We start from the raw sequence: 13,779 nt of genomic DNA on the forward strand, positions 1-13,779 counted from the left end.
GGAAGGGTGGTTCCCTATGGACTTGGGCTCCTTGCCCTCCTCCTATTCCTGGGCGTATTCCCCCCCACCGCCCCTTGGAGCGACCGCTTCCTGGTTCCCCTGGTGGCCCTGGGGGGTGGCTTCTTCCTGCTCGGGCAAAGACAGGCCGGCTGGGGCCTGGGCCTCCTCCTCCTCGGCCTGGGGGACCTGGCCTGGACCTGGGAGGAGGTGAGGGGGCTTCCCCGGGGCCTTGGCCTGGAGTTCCCCTACCTTCTCGGCTACGCCGCCCTCACCTGGAGCCTCCTCAGGCTCCCGCCAAGCCCCCCCCGGCTCAGCCTCCTCCTCCTGCCCTTGGGGCTTTTGGGTTTGACCATCGCCCTGAGGCCCGAGCTGGGCCTGGACCGGATCTACATCCTCTGGGACGCCCTCCTCCTCCTGCTGCTTCTGCCCCGGCTGGAACCCCTCTTTTCCCAGGGCTTCCAAGGCGGCCGGGCCCTTTTAGGGGTAGGCTTCCTCCTCTTCCTGGTGGGGGATATGGCCTACGCCTTTTTGGCGGCGGGGGAGGGCTACCCCACGGGCCATCCGGTCCACCTGCTTTGGACCTTGGGATACGCCTTCCTGGCCCTGGGGGTGGCGGAAGCCCAGGGGGCAAACCGCCCGTTCCTCCACCCGGCCCTGGCCCTGGGCGGACTTTTCCTCATGCCTGCGGCCCTCACCCAGGAGCCCACCCCCTGGGGGGTGCGGTTTCTGGCCCTTTACGGCGGCTTGGTGGGAGGCTTGGGCCTCCTCTACGCCGTCCACCTGGAGTGGCGGCGCACCGAGGAGCAGGGGAAGCGCTGGACCCGCTTTTTGGAGGCCCTGGCCCGCCTCTCCCCCAGCGTGACCCAGACCCTAAGCCCCGAGGCCGTGCTCCTGGGGGCCTTGGAGGCAGCCCGGCACCTCCTGCCCCAGGCGGTGGGCCTCGAGGTCCGGGGAAGGCGGGGCCTGGTGGGGGAGCGGACGCCCCACAGCCTCCCCATCCCCCTGAACGGGGATAGCGCCTACCTCTTCCTCAAGGAACCCTCCCCAGAATCCATCCCCCCGGGGTTCCTCTCCCTCCTGGGGGAGCGGATCAAGCAGGTGCTGAAGCAGGTGGAGTGGGGCACCCTGGCCCTCACCGACCCCCTCACGGGCCTCCTGAACCGCCGGGGCCTCGAGGCCGAGCTCCCCAAGCTCCTGGCCCTGGCCCGGCGCTACCAGGCCCCGGTCAGCGTGGTCCTCCTGGACATCGACCACTTCAAGCGGGTGAACGACACCTACGGCCACCCCGTGGGGGACGAGGTCTTGAAACTCCTGGGCCGCATCCTCCAGGCCAGCACCCGCCGGGAGGACCTGGCGGTGCGCTATGGGGGCGAGGAGTTCCTCCTCCTCCTTTACGGGGCCGACCGCCAGGCGGCCAAGGAGGTGGTGGAGCGCATCCGCTACCGCTTCCGCACCCAGCGGGTGGAACCCATCCCCTACCCCCTCACCCTTTCCGCGGGGATCGCCGGGGGGGAGGTGCCCGAGGGGGAGGAGGTCTTGGAGGAGTGGATCCTGCGCGCGGACTACGCCCTCCTTAGGGCCAAGGAAACGGGGCGGGACCGGGTCACCCTGGCCTAGCCCCGCCCCCAGGCCTATTTCTTGGGCATCATCTTGGCCATCAGGGCCTCGATGGCCTTCATGTCCTCGTTCAGGTGGCCGAAGGCCTTGCCCAGGGCCTTGAGGAAGAGGAAGAGCACCCCCAGGGCCTTCTGCACCTCGGGGTCGGAAAGCTGCTTCAGCACCCCGGCCAGGCCCACCCGCGGCGGGTCCCGCATCACCTCGGGGGTGAAGGTCTCGGCAAGCCCCCGCTGCAAGGCCCCGGCCATCATGCCGATGGCGGCGGGCTCTATGCGGGAGAGGATGTCCAAGACGTTGGCCCCGTGGGAGATGAGCCGCAGAAGCTGGGGCTCCATGAGCATCCCCAGGCCCTCGCCGAAGTTCTCCGAGAGATGGCCCAGGAAGGCCAGGGCCCCAGACTTCTCCAGCTTTTCCAGGGTTTCCGCCAGCTTCTCCAGGGCCTCCGCCTGGTCCAGGAAACGGGCCAGGAGGGAGATGAGCTGCAGGTTCTTGGGGTCCATGAGGAGGCCCAGGTTCTCCGCCAGGGTCTCCCCCGCCCCCACCTGGGCCAGGAGGCCCAGGCCGCTTTTGTCCAGGACCTCCTCTATACGGGCCAGCCGTTCTTCCACCGTCATGGCCGCCTCCTTTACTCGATCAGGGTGGCGAACCAGAAGCCCTCAAAGAGCATCTTGGTCACCCGCACCCACTTGCCCACGGCCATCACCCCGCAGGAAGGCATGCCCGTTCCCGCCAGAAGCCGCTCAAAGGAGCACTGGGGCAGGAGGGCGTTGTCGCCGAAGTCCATGATGCACATGGCCACCGGGTTGAAGGGTTCACCGATGTAGGCCCCCTTGAGGTCGGAAGCGATGACCCCGGCCACATACTCCCCTTGGAAGTGGGCCACCACCCCGGCGGGGGGCAGCATCAAGGAGGGGTTCACCGTATCCCCGATGACGAAGACGTTGGGGAACCTGGGGGAGCGGAAGGTGCCCTTGTGCACCTCGGGGAAGCCTTGGGGACCGGCCAGGGGGGATTCCCGCACCACCCGGTTGGGGGCGAAGGGCGGGGTGAGGATGAGGAGGTCGTAGGCCAGCTCCCGGCCGTCCTTGGCCTTCACCTTGCCCCCTTCAAAGGCCACGGGCTCAAACTCCCCGTGGAAGCCGATGCCCTTGGCCTTCAGGATCTCCATGACCTTGCCGGAGATCACCGGGCCCATCCCCGCCAGGGGCAAGGGGTTCAGGTGGAAGACCTCCACCGTGCTCTTTTCCCGCACCCCCTTGACCTTAAGGGCGAACTCCACCTGGCCCGCCACCTCGTAGGGCGCCGGGGGGCAGGGGTAGTAGGGGGAGGATACCCCCACCACCACCCGGCCACCCCTGAAGCCCTTGAGGGCCTCCCGGAGCTTCAGGGCCCCTTCCAGGCTCCAAGGAGCGTAGCTGTCCTTGGCCGGGGCGGGCATGGCCTCGGCCCCTAGGGAAACCACCAGGTAATCGTAGGCGAGCTCCCCGGCGCTGGTCTTTACCTTGTTCTGTGCCGGGTCCAGGGCCTCCACCGTGGCCTGCAGGTAGTGGATGCCGCGTTTCTCCAGGTTGGCCAAGGGCCTGCGCACCTGGTCCGGCTCCCGCATGCCGAAGGCCACCCAAGGGTAGGCGGGCATGAACTCGTGGTAGGCGTTCTTGTCCACCAGGGTGACCTCCACCTCCTTCCCCAGGAGCTTCTTCACCTTGTTGGCCGCCACCAGGCCACCCGAACCGCCTCCCAGGACCAGAACCTTCGTTGCCATCGGCTACCTCCTTGGGTACGGATACCTCGTACCCCTAGGTTCAGTCTCCTTCCAGGGGGCTCGTGAAGGTAGGTGCAAATGCCCCGGCCCTAGCCCCGCTCCAGGCGGGCCAGGAAGAGGAGGGCCAGGCCCAAGAACCCCAGGACCTCCCCCACCCCTACCCCCCGGCCCAGGGCGGGCAGGAGGTACCAGGCGAGGTGGAAAAGGCGGAAGAGGGGGATCCAGAGGGCCACGGGGAGGAGGTAGCGGGCCTCGCGCTTGGGCAGGTTGGTGAGGAGGTAGAGGAAGGGCAGGAGGAACCCCCCCACGGTCCAGAGGGCGGCCACCTCGTCCCAAGGACCCTGGAGGCGTTTCAGGTAGAACTCCACCTCGTGGGGCAGGTCCCCACCCCAGACGATGATGAGGGTGGTGGCCTCCACGTAGATCCAAATGATGGAAAAGGCGAGAAGGAGGTTGGTGTGGTTCTGGGCCTGGCCCAAAAGGGCCGCCGTACCCCGCCGGGCCGCCAGGGCCACGGCGGCGGAAAGGGCCAGGAGGGTGGCGGAGAGGAGGAGGACGGCCCCAAAGGAGGCGGAGTAGAAGTGGGCCTCGAGGCTCTTGAAAAGGTCAAAGGAGAGGAAGGTGCCGGCGACAAAGGCCAGGGGAAGCCCCCAGGCCCCCACCTCGGCCCGGTGCTCCCCGGGGCGGAGGCGGGAAAGGAGCAAGGCGAAAAGGGCGAAGAAAAGGACATAGCGCAAGAGGAAAAAGGGAGGGTTCAGGTAGGGGGCGCGGTGGCGCAGGATGGGGTCCAGGCCCGCCTCGGGCCTGGCCCAGGGGAAAAGCTCGGGCAGGAAGAGGAAAAAGGGCAGGCCCAGAAGCCCCATCAGGGGCAGGGTCCGGGCCAAGGGGTAGAGGTAGGGCTCCAGGGGAACCCCCCAGCGGCTCCTCAGGGCGTTGTGGAGGAGGAGGACGAGGAGGGCTCCCAAGGCCAAGAGGAGGAAGAAGGCGAAGGGCAGATAGGCCGCCGGGGCCCCAAAGAGGAAGGCCAGGGCGTAAAGGGCCAGGCCCAAAAGCCAAATCCCCGAGCGTCCCGCCTCAATGGACCTCTGCATCCACCACCTCCTTGGGGCAGGCCCCATCCAAGAGGCACCGCTTGATGTAGTGGGCGATGAGCCAGCGCTCCCTCTCCGGGATACGGCTTTTGTAGGCGAGCATGCGGCCAAAGCCGTTGGTGGCGGCAAAGTAGAAGTACCCCTCGGGCATGGCCTTCACCGCCGGGTCGTGGTAGGAGCGGGGCCGTGGCACCCCCAAGGGGATGACCCGGCCATCCCCCCGGCCCTCCGGCCCGTGGCAGATGGCGCAGAAGCTCCCGTAAAGGGCCTTGCCCCTCGCCAGCTCCGCCTCGGTGAAGGCAAAGGGGTTGTCGGCAAACCCCCCTTCCGGCTTCAGGCCCAGGCGCACCTCGGGGTTCAGGTTCTCCCCGAAACGCACCCGCTCGGGGGCCACCTCCACCCGCAAGGGGGCCTCCCGCAGGGGCTTGACCTTGGGCTGGTCCCACATCCAGCCGCAGGCGGAAAGGAGGGGCACAAGGAGCCAGAGGCTACGCACGCCGCACCTCCTCCACCTCCGCCCCTAAGGCCTCCAGGAGGGCCTTCGTTCCCTCGGGATGGAAGCGGGGGTCGGAGGCGTAGACGAAGATCCCGTAGCGGTCCACCAAAAGCCGGCCATACCCCTTGGCCTCCACCGCGGGGTGGGCCGAAAGGGGCAGGCCATTGACGTAGAGCAGGTACAGGAAGATCCCCACGGTGATGGTGAGGATGGTGAGCTCAAAGGTCACGGGGATGAAGGCCGGCCAGCCCAAAAGGGGCTTTCCCCCGGCATTGTGGGGGTAGTCCAGGGTGGTATAGACCTGGAGGAAAAGCCCCAGGCCCGCCCCCAGCACCCCCAGGAGGAAGGCCACCCAGGGGATGCGCCCATCCCCCCCCAAGACCGCCTCCACCCCCTCCACGGGGTTGGGGGTAAGGGCTTCGAGACGGCGGTACCCTTCCCCCTTCAGCCGCCTTAAGGCCTGCAAAAAGGCCTCCTGCGCGTCAAAGTAAGCCAGGTAGCCGTACAGCATCCTTCCCTCCTAGTGCCCGCGCAGCTTGTGGAACAGGTGGACCATCTCCGCCACGGCGATGGGGGGGAAAAGGCGGATGAAAAGGGCCAACCCGAAGAGGAAGAAGCCCAGGGTGCCCAGGAACAGGGTCCAGTCCACCCAGGTGGGGGCGTAGAGGTGGAAGTTCCCCGGCAGGAAATCGTGGGAAAGGCTGATGACCACGATGACGAACCGCTCCAGCCACATGCCCACGTTGGCCAAGAGGGAGAAGAGGAAAAGCCAGGTGAGGTTCCGGCGGAAACGGGGGAACCAAAGGGTCTGGAGCAGGACCACGTTGATGAGCATCATGGCCCAGTAGTAGGGGGCGTAAGGCCCGGTCATCCGCCAAAGCTGCTGGGCCCACTCCGCGGGCTCCCCGCTGTACCAGGCGATGAAGATCTCCAGGAGGTAGATGTAGGCCACCCCCAGGCCCGAGGCCAGGGTTACCTTGGCCATCCAGTCCAGGTGGCGCTCGGTGATGACCCCCTGCAGCCCGTACCACCGCCTGAGGGGGATGATGAGGGTCAGGGCCATGGCGAAGCCCGAATAGATGGCCCCGGCGGCGAAGAAGGGGGGGAAGACCGTGAGGTGCCAGCCGGGCACCAGGCCGTAGGCGAAGTCCATGCTCACCACGGAGTGCACGGAGATGACCACCGGGGTGGCCAGGCCCGCCAGGAGGACGTACACCGCCCGGTAGCGGCTCCAGTGCACCGCGTTCCCGGTCCAGCCCAGGGAAAGCCAGCCGTAAAGCCGCTTCCGCCAGCCCGTGCTCCTCTCCCGGAGGAGGGCCAGGTCGGGGATCAGGCCCAGGTAGAGGAAGAGGGTGGAGATGGTGAGGTAGGTCATGATGGCCAGCACGTCCCAGGAAAGGGGGCTTTTGTACTGGGGCCAGAGGGCCATGTGGGTGGGGTAGGGCATGACCCAGTAGAAGTGCTGGGGGCGGCCCATGTGGATCAGGGGGTAGGTGGCGGCGCAGAGGACGGCGAAGAGGGTCATGGCCTCCGTGACCCGGTTCAGGGAGTCGCGCCAGTTCTGGCGCATGAGGACCAGGATGGCGCTGATCAGGGTCCCCGCGTGGCCGATGCCGATCCACCAGACGAAGTGGACGATATCGTACCCCCAGGCCACGGGCTGGTTGATGCCCCAGGTGCCGAGACCCCTTACGAAGGTGACGAAGATGGCGTAAAGCCAGGCCAGGGTGAGGGCGAAGCCCACCGCCGCCACCACCCGCCAGGGCTTGGGCGGGGGCTTCTCCACGGGCTCCAGGAGCTTTTCCACCAGGCTCCTTTCCGTCCACTCCCCCTGGATGAGGTCTTGGTCCGGGTGGGGTTCCTTAGCCATGGCCTTCCTCCTTTACCTCCTTCGCCTCCTTGGCCAGCCTGGGGTGGGGGTTTTTCAGGTGGGCCAGGTAGGTGGTGCGGGGCCAGGTGTTGGCCTCCTCCAGGAGGGTGTAGTGCCGGCCCTCCCGGCGGTGGGCCTGGATGGGGTCCTCGGGGTCCAGGAGGTCCCCGAAGTGGATGGCCCGCCCGGGGCAGACCTCCTGGCAGGCGGTCCGCACCTCCCCGGTGCGGAGCTTCCTTCCCTCCTGGGCCGCCTGGGCCCGGGACAGCTCAATGCGCTGCACGCAGTAGGTGCACTTCTCCATCACCCCGCGGCTGCGCACCGTGACCTCAGGGTTCATGAGGAGGGCGAGGGGGCTCTCCTTGGCCTTCCTCGGGTCCCCCTTGCCCACGAAGGCCTCGGCGTAGGGGAAGAAGTTGAAGCGCCGGGCCTTGTAGGGGCAGTTGGCCGAGCAGTACTTGGTGCCCACGCAGCGGTTGTAGACCATGAGGTTCAGGCCTTCGTCGGAGTGCTCCGTGGCCGCCACGGGGCAGACCGCCTCGCAGGGGGCCTTCTCGCAGTGCTGGCACATGACGGGCTGGTGCAGGACCCCCTCGGGGGTGAAGTAGCGGTCAATCCGGATCCAGTGCATCTCCCGCCCCTTGCGCACCTCCTCCTTGCCCACCACGGGGATGTTGTTCTCCACCTGGCAGGCCAGGACGCAGAGGCCACACCCCAGGCAGCGGGAAAGGTCCACGGTCATGGCCCAGGCGTGCTCGCCTTGGGGCCAAGGGGGGTAGAAGGAAAGGCGCTTTTCCTCCTTGGGCTCCCCCTTTAGGGCCTCGGCCTCCTTCAGGACCTTCACCGCCTCCACCTCCCCCAGGTACCCGTGGTACTGGGTGGAGACCAAGGGATACTCCCGGCCCGTGAGGGCCACCTGGGCGGCCAGGGCCACCCCTTGGGGGTGGAAGAAGTGGGAGAGGGGGGCCACCAGGCTGCCCCTGGGCATCCCGGGCAGGGGCCAGAGGGGCAGAAGGGCCTCCCGGCCGCCCGCCTGCACCCGGAGGAGGGGCCTTCGGGGGTCGGCCCGCCGCTCCCGTTCCCGGATGGCCCCCAGCACCCCCAGGGCCTCCGCTTCCTCCTCCCCCAGGAGGAGGGCCCCGTCCCAGACCAGGCGGGTGAGGGGCCTAGGGAGCTCCTGCAGGTAGGGGTTTTCCCGGTAGCGGCCGTCGTAGAGGCTGTAGTCGGGGCGCAGGGTGAGCTCCAGGGGCGCCTCGAGGCGCAAGGGGGGAAGGCGGCCTGCCCAGCCTGGCCTAGGGGCCAGGGCCAGGGGCCTGGCCTCCTCCAGCGGCCGCCCCTCGGCCAGGGCCCGCTTCTCCTCAGGGGCAAGGGCGGGGAGCTCCTCCCCTACCAGCCCCGCCACCACCTCCTCCAGGCTCCTCCCCCCCCAGAGGGGCTGGACCAGGGCCTGGGCCGTCCAGAGGCGGCCCAGGGCGTCCCGGTGCTGGCCCGAAGCCTCCAGGGGGTGGGCCAGGGGCAGGCTCCAGGGGGCCTCCCGGGGGTAGAGGGAAAGGGAGGCGGCGAAGGCCTTCCCCTTCAGCTCCGGCAGGGGACCCTCGGCGGCCCAAACCAGGCGCTCCGCCCCTTCGGCCTCCAGGAAGGCCCTGGGGGTGGCGGCCTCCCCCTCCGGGGGCTCCACCAGGCGCAGGGGGGCCCCTAGGGCCAGGTTCACCGCCAGGGCCAGGGCCTGGGCCCCAGGGCTCAGGTGGACCCCGGGAAGGACCAGCCCTCCCCGCCCCAGGTCCTCGGCCAGGGCGGGGAGGAACCCCCCGTACTCCCCGGCAGGGGTCCCCGGCAGCACCCCCAGGGCCCGGGCCAGGTCCAGGAGGAAGGCCTCCACCCCGCTCGGTTTCAGGGCCAAGCGGTGGTCGGCCAGGCTCCCCAAAAGCCCCGACCCGCTTTCCACGGCGTAGAGGCGGTTCATGGGGGGCAGGCGCCTTTGGCTTAGGGCCTGGCCCCAGAGGTGGCCCGCGGGGTGCTCGTGCAGGTCCACGTCCAGGAGGAGGACGGTCTCCGCCTTCTCCGGGGCGTAGACAGGCCAGGCCCGCCGGCCCAGGAGGATCTCCGTCCCCAGGTAGACGTTTTCCAGGCTCCAGGCCTCAAACCGGGCCACCCTTAGGTTGGGAAAGCGGGCTTGGGCCTTTTGCAAGAGCCCTTCCAGCCGGGGGGAGGTGGTGCGGGGGAGGACCAGAAGGGTCTCCCCTTCCGCCAAGGCCCGGCGCCAGGCGGCGTAAAACCCCTCCCAGTCTGGGGTTCTTCCCCGGCGAGCGGGGTCGTAGAGGGCGTAGAGGCCCGCCAGGGGGTAAGGGCCCATGGCCCCCTCGAGGGGGGCCAGGAAAAGGGGGCGCTCCTGGTAGACCTTCACCCGCACCGCCTCGGCAAAGCCCGCGTGGGGAAAGGCGGTGACGAACTCCGCCCGCCCGCCTTCCACCACCCATTCCGGCTGGCGCACGTAAGGCACCCCTTTGCGCCGCACCACCGGGGTGCAGGCGGCCAGGGCCAGAAGCCCCATGGCCAATACCCCCCGGCGGCTTATGGGGCCAAAGGGAAACTCCTCCCGAAAGAGCGCCTTCTCCAGGGCCTCGGCAAAACCGCGTTGCGCGTCCATACTCCCCCCTAGCGGTGGCAGGTGTTGCAGCTGGTCAGGGCCTCGGCGGAACGGATCCGGTAGAGGGCCTTGAGCTTTGGCCCCAGCTCCGGATCCGGCTGGTAGGCCATGTTGAACACCTGTTCCCGGGGCCTTAGGCGGGCCTCGGGCTGGCGGTGGCAGGAAAGGCAGAACTTCATGGTGAAGGCCTGGGGCTGGTACACCACCGCCATCTGGTCCACCCGCCCGTGGCACTCCGCGCACCCCACCCCCTTGGCCACGTGGGCCCCGTGATGGAAGTAGACGAAATCCGGCAGGTTGATGACCCTGTTCCAGCGCAGGGGCTCTCCCGTTTCCCAGCTCCTCTGCACCAGGGCCAGGTTGGGGCTGTTGGGCTTGACGAAGGTATGGCAGGTCATGCAGGTTTCCGTGGGGGGAAGGCCGGCGTAGGGAGCGTGTTCCACGGCTGCGTGGCAGTAGCGGCAGGAAAGGCCCAGGCCCCCGGCGTGAAAGGCGTGGCTGAAGGGCACAGGCTGGTCCACGGGCAGGATGCGCTGCTCAAAGGCCCCCACGGCCACCCCAGAAAAGATCACCACCAGGAGGGCAAAAACCCCTCCCACGGCACCCCAAAACAGCAACTTGACCCGACGGTTGCGCCTGCGCATGCCACCTCCGGCTTGGGGCCAAGGCTACGGGCAGGAACCGGCGTCCATCAGGTCTTGGGAAAGTTCCATACGCGGGGGCGCCTGCGCCCGCACCTACCCCTGAGCAAGGACTTTACGGGGGTACATTACCGGAAAGGTCTAGGGACAAATGTCCCCCACCGGGCAACCTTGACAAGGAGGGGCCTTTTGCTAAACTGAGGCTTGCGCGCGAGGCGCGCCCTGCCGGGATGGTGGAACTGGTAGACACGCCATCTTGAGGGGGTGGTGCCCGCAAGGGCGTGCGGGTTCAAGTCCCGCTCCCGGCACCAGAAGGCCCTACCGGGCCTTTTTCCTTTAGGCGCCCCATGCGCCTCCTCCTTTCGCGCACCCTGAAGAGCCTCGAGGACACCCAGGCCCTGGCCCGGGAGGTCCTCCCCCTGCTGCCCCCGGGGGCCCTGGTAGCCCTCCAAGGCCCCTTGGGCGCGGGGAAGACCACCTTCGTCCGCTTCTTGGCCCAGGCCCTGGGCTTTCCAGGCCGGGTGACGAGCCCCACCTACACCCTGATCCACACCTACCCCACCCCGGAAGGCCCCCTGGTCCACGCGGACCTCTACCGCCTTGAGGCGCAAGAGGCCCTGCTGCCCCAGCTGGAGGCCGCCGGGGAGGAGGCCCGCCTCCTCCTGGTGGAATGGGGGGACCCCGAAACCTTAGGGGCCCATTTCCTCCTCCGCCTCACCCCCTTGGGCGAGGCCCGGCAGGCCGAGCTATGGCAGCTCCACCCCCGCCAGGAGGAGGGCGTCTAGGAGGGCTTCCCGCCCAGCCCGCCCGGCGAAAAGGGCCACCACCTTGCCCTCCCCGTCCACCACGAAGGTCCAGGGCTGGCCCAAAACCTTGAAGCGGTTGGCCACCTCATGGGGCTTGTCCTTGTCCGAGGCCAGGAGGGGGATGAACCGGGGGTAGGCCTTCATGTACTCCAGGACCACCTCCCGGGTGTCCTTGGGCTCGCGGCTGATCACGTAAAAGGGGACCTTGGTCTCCTCGGCCACCCGGTGCAGGCCCGGGAACTCGGCCCGGCAGACCGGGCACCAGCTGGCCCAAAAAACCAAGACCGCGGGTTTCTTTAGGGTGGCCGGGGTCACGGGGGCTCCCTTGGGATCCCACAGGGTGAAGCCAGGGAGGCTCTGCCCCGGCCCCACCGCCCAGGCCAAACCCAACAGGAACCAGAAGACCAAGGCCCTTTGCGGGAGCATGCCCTCATTGTGGGGCCTACCCCAAGGCGGTATGTGCCCGGACTCACCTTGGCCGCCGCAAGCGCTTAAGGTCGTGGTCGGGCCAGATCCCGTCCGCCACCAGGTGCAGCCACTGGGAAAGGTAGTAGCCCAAAAGGGCGTACCCCCAGACCTCCTTGGGCCAGGAAGGAAGCCTTGGGGCAAACCCCACGCCCAGGGAAAGGGCCAGGCCTTGGAGCAAGGCCCCAAGCCCCCAGAGGAGCCCAAGCAGGTACCCAAGCCGGGTCAAGGGCCCCAGCACCCAGGTGTGGGAAAGCCCCCGGTGGCGGAAGAGCCACCCGTAGGGCTTCCACAAGACCCCCAGCACCCCCCAGCGGCGCTGGGCCCGCACCCCCTTGTCCGCCAGGTCCAGGTCCGGGGAGAGGAGGAAGGTACCGGCCAGGTAGGCCAGGGCGAAGGCCAAGGCCTCCGGCGCCTCGGGAGAACCCCCTTGGGCCAGATAGGCCGCCGCCCCTCCGCCCAGGACCGTCAGGTTGATGGCCTCGTGCACGCGCCCCGAGGGCATGGGGCCATGGTAGCCCTAAAGGGCGGGCAAAGGGAAGCGCTCCCCGGCGGCGAGGACGTCCACCCGAAGCCCCTTGACCCCCCGGGCGGTGAACTCGGCCCCGCCGGCATCCACCAGGGTCACCTCCCCGGCCCACACCTCCCCCAGGCCCCGCAGGAGGCGCAAGGCGGTGTTTTCCCGCAGGCCCAGGCCCACCAGGTCGGGGTTGTCCGCCACCAGGCGGGATAGGGCCAAAAAACGCCCCCGCTCCTCCACCCTGGGCAGCAGGGCCAGGCCCCGCAGGAGGGCCAGGCCCAGGGCGGCCCGCACCTCCCCCTCTAGGGGGTAGAAGGCGGCCTCGCCCAAAAGCCCGGCGGCCTCCCCCAGGGCCACCACCCCGCCCCCTTGGCGGTGCACCTCCAAAAGGGCCTGGAGGACCAGGCTTCCCCGGATGAGATCCAGAAACTCCGGCAGGCCCTCGGCGGCCAGGAGGACCAGAGGGCTTGCCGCCACGGACCGGGCCACCTCGGGGTCAAAGGCCTCCTCCCGCCGCCTGAGGTAAAGGAGCCGCCCCTGGCGCAGCCCCAGGCTCCGGTAGGCAAGCCGCCAGGCCTCGGCCAGGTCCCGCAAGGGGTAGGGCACCAGGAAAAGGGCCTGCCCCCTTGCCTCCTCCAGGAGGCGGGCCTCCACCGGGCGCAAAGCCCCCCGCAAGGGGTCTGCGGTGAGCAGAGCGAAAAACCCCTGACGCATACCCTGCCTCCTATACCTCTAGGGTAGCGCCCTCCTCATGAAAGGGAAAGGGCGGTGTGGTAGACTTGGGGACGTGGCCGCGACGGTATCCCCCCCGGGGGCGCTTGCCAAGGACAAAAAGCGGGCCATCCTCCAGGCCACCTTGGCGGTCCTTCGGGAGCGGGGGCTTTCCGGGCTGAAGATGGAGGAGGTGGCCCGGAGGGCCGAGGTGGGCAAGGGCACCATCTACCTCTATTTCCGCGACAAGCGGGACCTCCTGAAGGCCCTGGTGGAGGAGCGCACCAGGGATTTCTACCAGGAAGTGGAGGAGGTGGTGCGCCTGCGGGCGCCCTTTTTTGTGCGCCTCGAGGCCCTTTTACAAAAGCGCCTGGCCTGGGTGGAGGAGTGGCGGGGCCTCTGGGCGGCGGTAGCCCGGGAAGCGGTGGAGGACCCCACCCCCTGGCTCAAAGGGCTCCACCAACGCTACCTGGACCTGCTGGAGGAGTTGGTGCAAAGCGGCCAAAAGGAAGGCGCCGTGCGGCCTGAGCTTTCCCCCAAGGCCACCGCCGCGGTGATCGCGGCCTTAGGGTGTAGCCCCTTGCTGGAGGTGGAAGCCTACGTGGAGCACCTCCTCTTGGTGCTCCGGAAAGGAGTCTCGCCGTGAAAGAGTTCCGTCCCGGCGATAAGGTGGTCCTGCCCCCTTATGGGGTTGGCGTGGTGGCGGGCATAGCCCAGCGAAGCGTGAGCGGGATCAACCGGGCCTACTACCAGGTGGACTTTCCCGGTTCCCGTTCCAAGGCCTACGTACCCGTGGAGGCCCCCCAAAGCGTGGGGATGCGGCGGGCCCTCTCCCCGGAGGAGGTCCCGGTCATCCTGGACCTCCTGAAAAACGGCCGCATGCCCCTGCCCAAGCAGTGGGCCGCCCGGCACCGCAAGACCAGCGAGATCCTGGCGGACGGAAACCCTTACCGCATCGCCCAGATGGCGGGGCAGCTCCGGGCCTGGGAGCTGGAGCGGGGCCTGCCCGACCTGGACCGGCAGGCCCTGCGCCGGGCCATCCACCTCCTGGCCGAGGAGGTGTCCCAGACCTTGGAGGTGACCTTCCAGGAGGCCAAGCGCCTCTTTGAGGAAGCCTGGGGCGAGGAACTCAACTGAGGCCCAAAGCCCTGGG

The 13,779-nt window shown here is 68.6% G+C and carries 15 protein-coding genes and 1 tRNA gene; 5 read left to right on the plus strand and 11 right to left on the minus strand.

Annotated features, from left to right (window positions below; genetic code table 11):
* Positions 1-6 precede the first annotated feature (6 nt).
* A complete protein-coding gene (locus TCCBUS3UF1_RS09815) occupies positions 7-1,617 on the plus strand; it encodes a diguanylate cyclase (protein ID WP_014516353.1) in 1,611 nt (536 codons plus the stop codon).
* A gap of 14 nt (positions 1,618-1,631) precedes the next feature.
* On the opposite strand, the gene TCCBUS3UF1_RS11905 is transcribed toward TCCBUS3UF1_RS09815, so the two are convergent.
* The 8 genes from TCCBUS3UF1_RS11905 to TCCBUS3UF1_RS09855 form a co-directional block, all read right to left on the minus strand.
* Positions 1,632-2,231 carry a DUF1641 domain-containing protein gene (locus TCCBUS3UF1_RS11905; protein WP_014516354.1) on the minus strand — a complete coding sequence of 200 codons (600 nt, stop codon included), beginning with the start codon at positions 2,229-2,231 and terminating at the stop codon, positions 1,632-1,634.
* 11 nt (positions 2,232-2,242) lie between these two features.
* Complete coding sequence (locus TCCBUS3UF1_RS09825; RefSeq protein ID WP_014516355.1) at positions 2,243-3,379, minus strand: NAD(P)/FAD-dependent oxidoreductase; 1,137 nt, start codon at positions 3,377-3,379, stop codon at positions 2,243-2,245.
* Between the two features lie 89 nt (positions 3,380-3,468).
* Entirely contained in the window at positions 3,469-4,470 is a 1,002-nt protein-coding gene (locus tag TCCBUS3UF1_RS09830; protein ID WP_014516356.1) for a hypothetical protein, read from the minus strand.
* The gene (locus TCCBUS3UF1_RS09835) at positions 4,454-4,966 is read right to left on the minus strand and encodes a cytochrome c (protein WP_014516357.1); all 513 of its coding nucleotides are present in this window, start codon (positions 4,964-4,966) and stop codon (positions 4,454-4,456) included. Before TCCBUS3UF1_RS09835 ends, TCCBUS3UF1_RS09830 begins: the two co-directional genes overlap by 17 nt.
* Positions 4,959-5,477: a DUF3341 domain-containing protein gene (locus TCCBUS3UF1_RS09840; RefSeq protein WP_014516358.1), complete on the minus strand. Its 519-nt coding sequence runs from the start codon at positions 5,475-5,477 to the stop codon at positions 4,959-4,961. The genes TCCBUS3UF1_RS09835 and TCCBUS3UF1_RS09840 overlap by 8 nt, the downstream gene beginning before the upstream one ends.
* A gap of 9 nt (positions 5,478-5,486) precedes the next feature.
* A complete protein-coding gene (gene nrfD, locus TCCBUS3UF1_RS09845; RefSeq protein ID WP_014516359.1) occupies positions 5,487-6,836 on the minus strand; it encodes an NrfD/PsrC family molybdoenzyme membrane anchor subunit in 1,350 nt (449 codons plus the stop codon).
* Complete coding sequence (locus TCCBUS3UF1_RS09850; RefSeq protein WP_014516360.1) at positions 6,829-9,483, minus strand: 4Fe-4S dicluster domain-containing protein; 2,655 nt, start codon at positions 9,481-9,483, stop codon at positions 6,829-6,831. Before TCCBUS3UF1_RS09850 ends, nrfD begins: the two co-directional genes overlap by 8 nt.
* An 8-nt stretch (positions 9,484-9,491) precedes the next feature.
* The gene (locus tag TCCBUS3UF1_RS09855) at positions 9,492-10,127 is read right to left on the minus strand and encodes a cytochrome c3 family protein (RefSeq protein WP_041433878.1); all 636 of its coding nucleotides are present in this window, start codon (positions 10,125-10,127) and stop codon (positions 9,492-9,494) included.
* 221 nt (positions 10,128-10,348) lie between these two features.
* On the opposite strand from TCCBUS3UF1_RS09855, the gene TCCBUS3UF1_RS09860 reads away from it, so the two are divergent.
* Positions 10,349-10,435: transfer RNA gene (locus tag TCCBUS3UF1_RS09860), tRNA-Leu, on the plus strand.
* Between the two features lie 36 nt (positions 10,436-10,471).
* On the plus strand, positions 10,472-10,909 hold the full coding sequence (gene tsaE, locus TCCBUS3UF1_RS09865) for a tRNA (adenosine(37)-N6)-threonylcarbamoyltransferase complex ATPase subunit type 1 TsaE (RefSeq protein ID WP_014516362.1): 438 nt from the start codon (positions 10,472-10,474) through the stop codon (positions 10,907-10,909).
* On the opposite strand, the gene TCCBUS3UF1_RS09870 is transcribed toward tsaE, so the two are convergent.
* Genes TCCBUS3UF1_RS09870 through TCCBUS3UF1_RS09880 form a run of 3 tightly spaced genes read right to left on the minus strand, consistent with a single transcriptional unit; the run spans position 10,871 to position 12,629 of the window.
* Positions 10,871-11,356, minus strand: coding sequence for a TlpA disulfide reductase family protein (locus TCCBUS3UF1_RS09870; protein WP_014516363.1), 486 nt, complete (start codon positions 11,354-11,356; stop codon positions 10,871-10,873). The genes tsaE and TCCBUS3UF1_RS09870 overlap by 39 nt on opposite strands.
* A 43-nt stretch (positions 11,357-11,399) precedes the next feature.
* Entirely contained in the window at positions 11,400-11,900 is a 501-nt protein-coding gene (locus TCCBUS3UF1_RS09875) for a metal-binding protein (protein ID WP_041433879.1), read from the minus strand.
* 15 nt (positions 11,901-11,915) lie between these two features.
* Positions 11,916-12,629: a cyanophycinase gene (locus tag TCCBUS3UF1_RS09880; protein WP_014516365.1), complete on the minus strand. Its 714-nt coding sequence runs from the start codon at positions 12,627-12,629 to the stop codon at positions 11,916-11,918.
* Between the two features lie 37 nt (positions 12,630-12,666).
* On the opposite strand from TCCBUS3UF1_RS09880, the gene TCCBUS3UF1_RS09885 reads away from it, so the two are divergent.
* A complete protein-coding gene (locus TCCBUS3UF1_RS09885) occupies positions 12,667-13,272 on the plus strand; it encodes a TetR/AcrR family transcriptional regulator (RefSeq protein ID WP_014516366.1) in 606 nt (201 codons plus the stop codon).
* Positions 13,269-13,763 (plus strand): CarD family transcriptional regulator, encoded by a 495-nt coding sequence (locus TCCBUS3UF1_RS09890; RefSeq protein ID WP_014516367.1) that lies wholly within the window; start codon positions 13,269-13,271, stop codon positions 13,761-13,763. Before TCCBUS3UF1_RS09885 ends, TCCBUS3UF1_RS09890 begins: the two co-directional genes overlap by 4 nt.
* Positions 13,764-13,779 lie beyond the last annotated feature (16 nt).

It is taken from the genome of Thermus sp. CCB_US3_UF1, from assembly GCF_000236585.1.
Taxonomy (GTDB): Bacteria; Deinococcota; Deinococci; order Deinococcales; family Thermaceae; genus Thermus.

Excerpts from the sequence above, each read along its gene's own strand:
- TCCBUS3UF1_RS09885 (WP_014516366.1), top strand. The coding sequence starts at position 12,667 with ATGAAAGGGAAAGGGCGGTGTGGTAGACTTGGGGACGTGGCCGCGACG.
- TCCBUS3UF1_RS09870 (WP_014516363.1), bottom strand. The coding sequence starts at position 11,356 with ATGCTCCCGCAAAGGGCCTTGGTCTTCTGGTTCCTGTTGGGTTTGGCC.
- TCCBUS3UF1_RS09850 (WP_014516360.1), bottom strand. The coding sequence starts at position 9,483 with ATGGACGCGCAACGCGGTTTTGCCGAGGCCCTGGAGAAGGCGCTCTTT.
- TCCBUS3UF1_RS09880 (WP_014516365.1), bottom strand. The coding sequence starts at position 12,629 with ATGCGTCAGGGGTTTTTCGCTCTGCTCACCGCAGACCCCTTGCGGGGG.
- TCCBUS3UF1_RS09840 (WP_014516358.1), bottom strand. The coding sequence starts at position 5,477 with ATGCTGTACGGCTACCTGGCTTACTTTGACGCGCAGGAGGCCTTTTTG.
- TCCBUS3UF1_RS09825 (WP_014516355.1), bottom strand. The coding sequence starts at position 3,379 with ATGGCAACGAAGGTTCTGGTCCTGGGAGGCGGTTCGGGTGGCCTGGTG.
- TCCBUS3UF1_RS09830 (WP_014516356.1), bottom strand. The coding sequence starts at position 4,470 with ATGCAGAGGTCCATTGAGGCGGGACGCTCGGGGATTTGGCTTTTGGGC.
- nrfD (WP_014516359.1), bottom strand. The coding sequence starts at position 6,836 with ATGGCTAAGGAACCCCACCCGGACCAAGACCTCATCCAGGGGGAGTGG.
- TCCBUS3UF1_RS11905 (WP_014516354.1), bottom strand. The coding sequence starts at position 2,231 with ATGACGGTGGAAGAACGGCTGGCCCGTATAGAGGAGGTCCTGGACAAA.
- tsaE (WP_014516362.1), top strand. The coding sequence starts at position 10,472 with ATGCGCCTCCTCCTTTCGCGCACCCTGAAGAGCCTCGAGGACACCCAG.
- TCCBUS3UF1_RS09855 (WP_041433878.1), bottom strand. The coding sequence starts at position 10,127 with ATGCGCAGGCGCAACCGTCGGGTCAAGTTGCTGTTTTGGGGTGCCGTG.
- TCCBUS3UF1_RS09875 (WP_041433879.1), bottom strand. The coding sequence starts at position 11,900 with ATGCCCTCGGGGCGCGTGCACGAGGCCATCAACCTGACGGTCCTGGGC.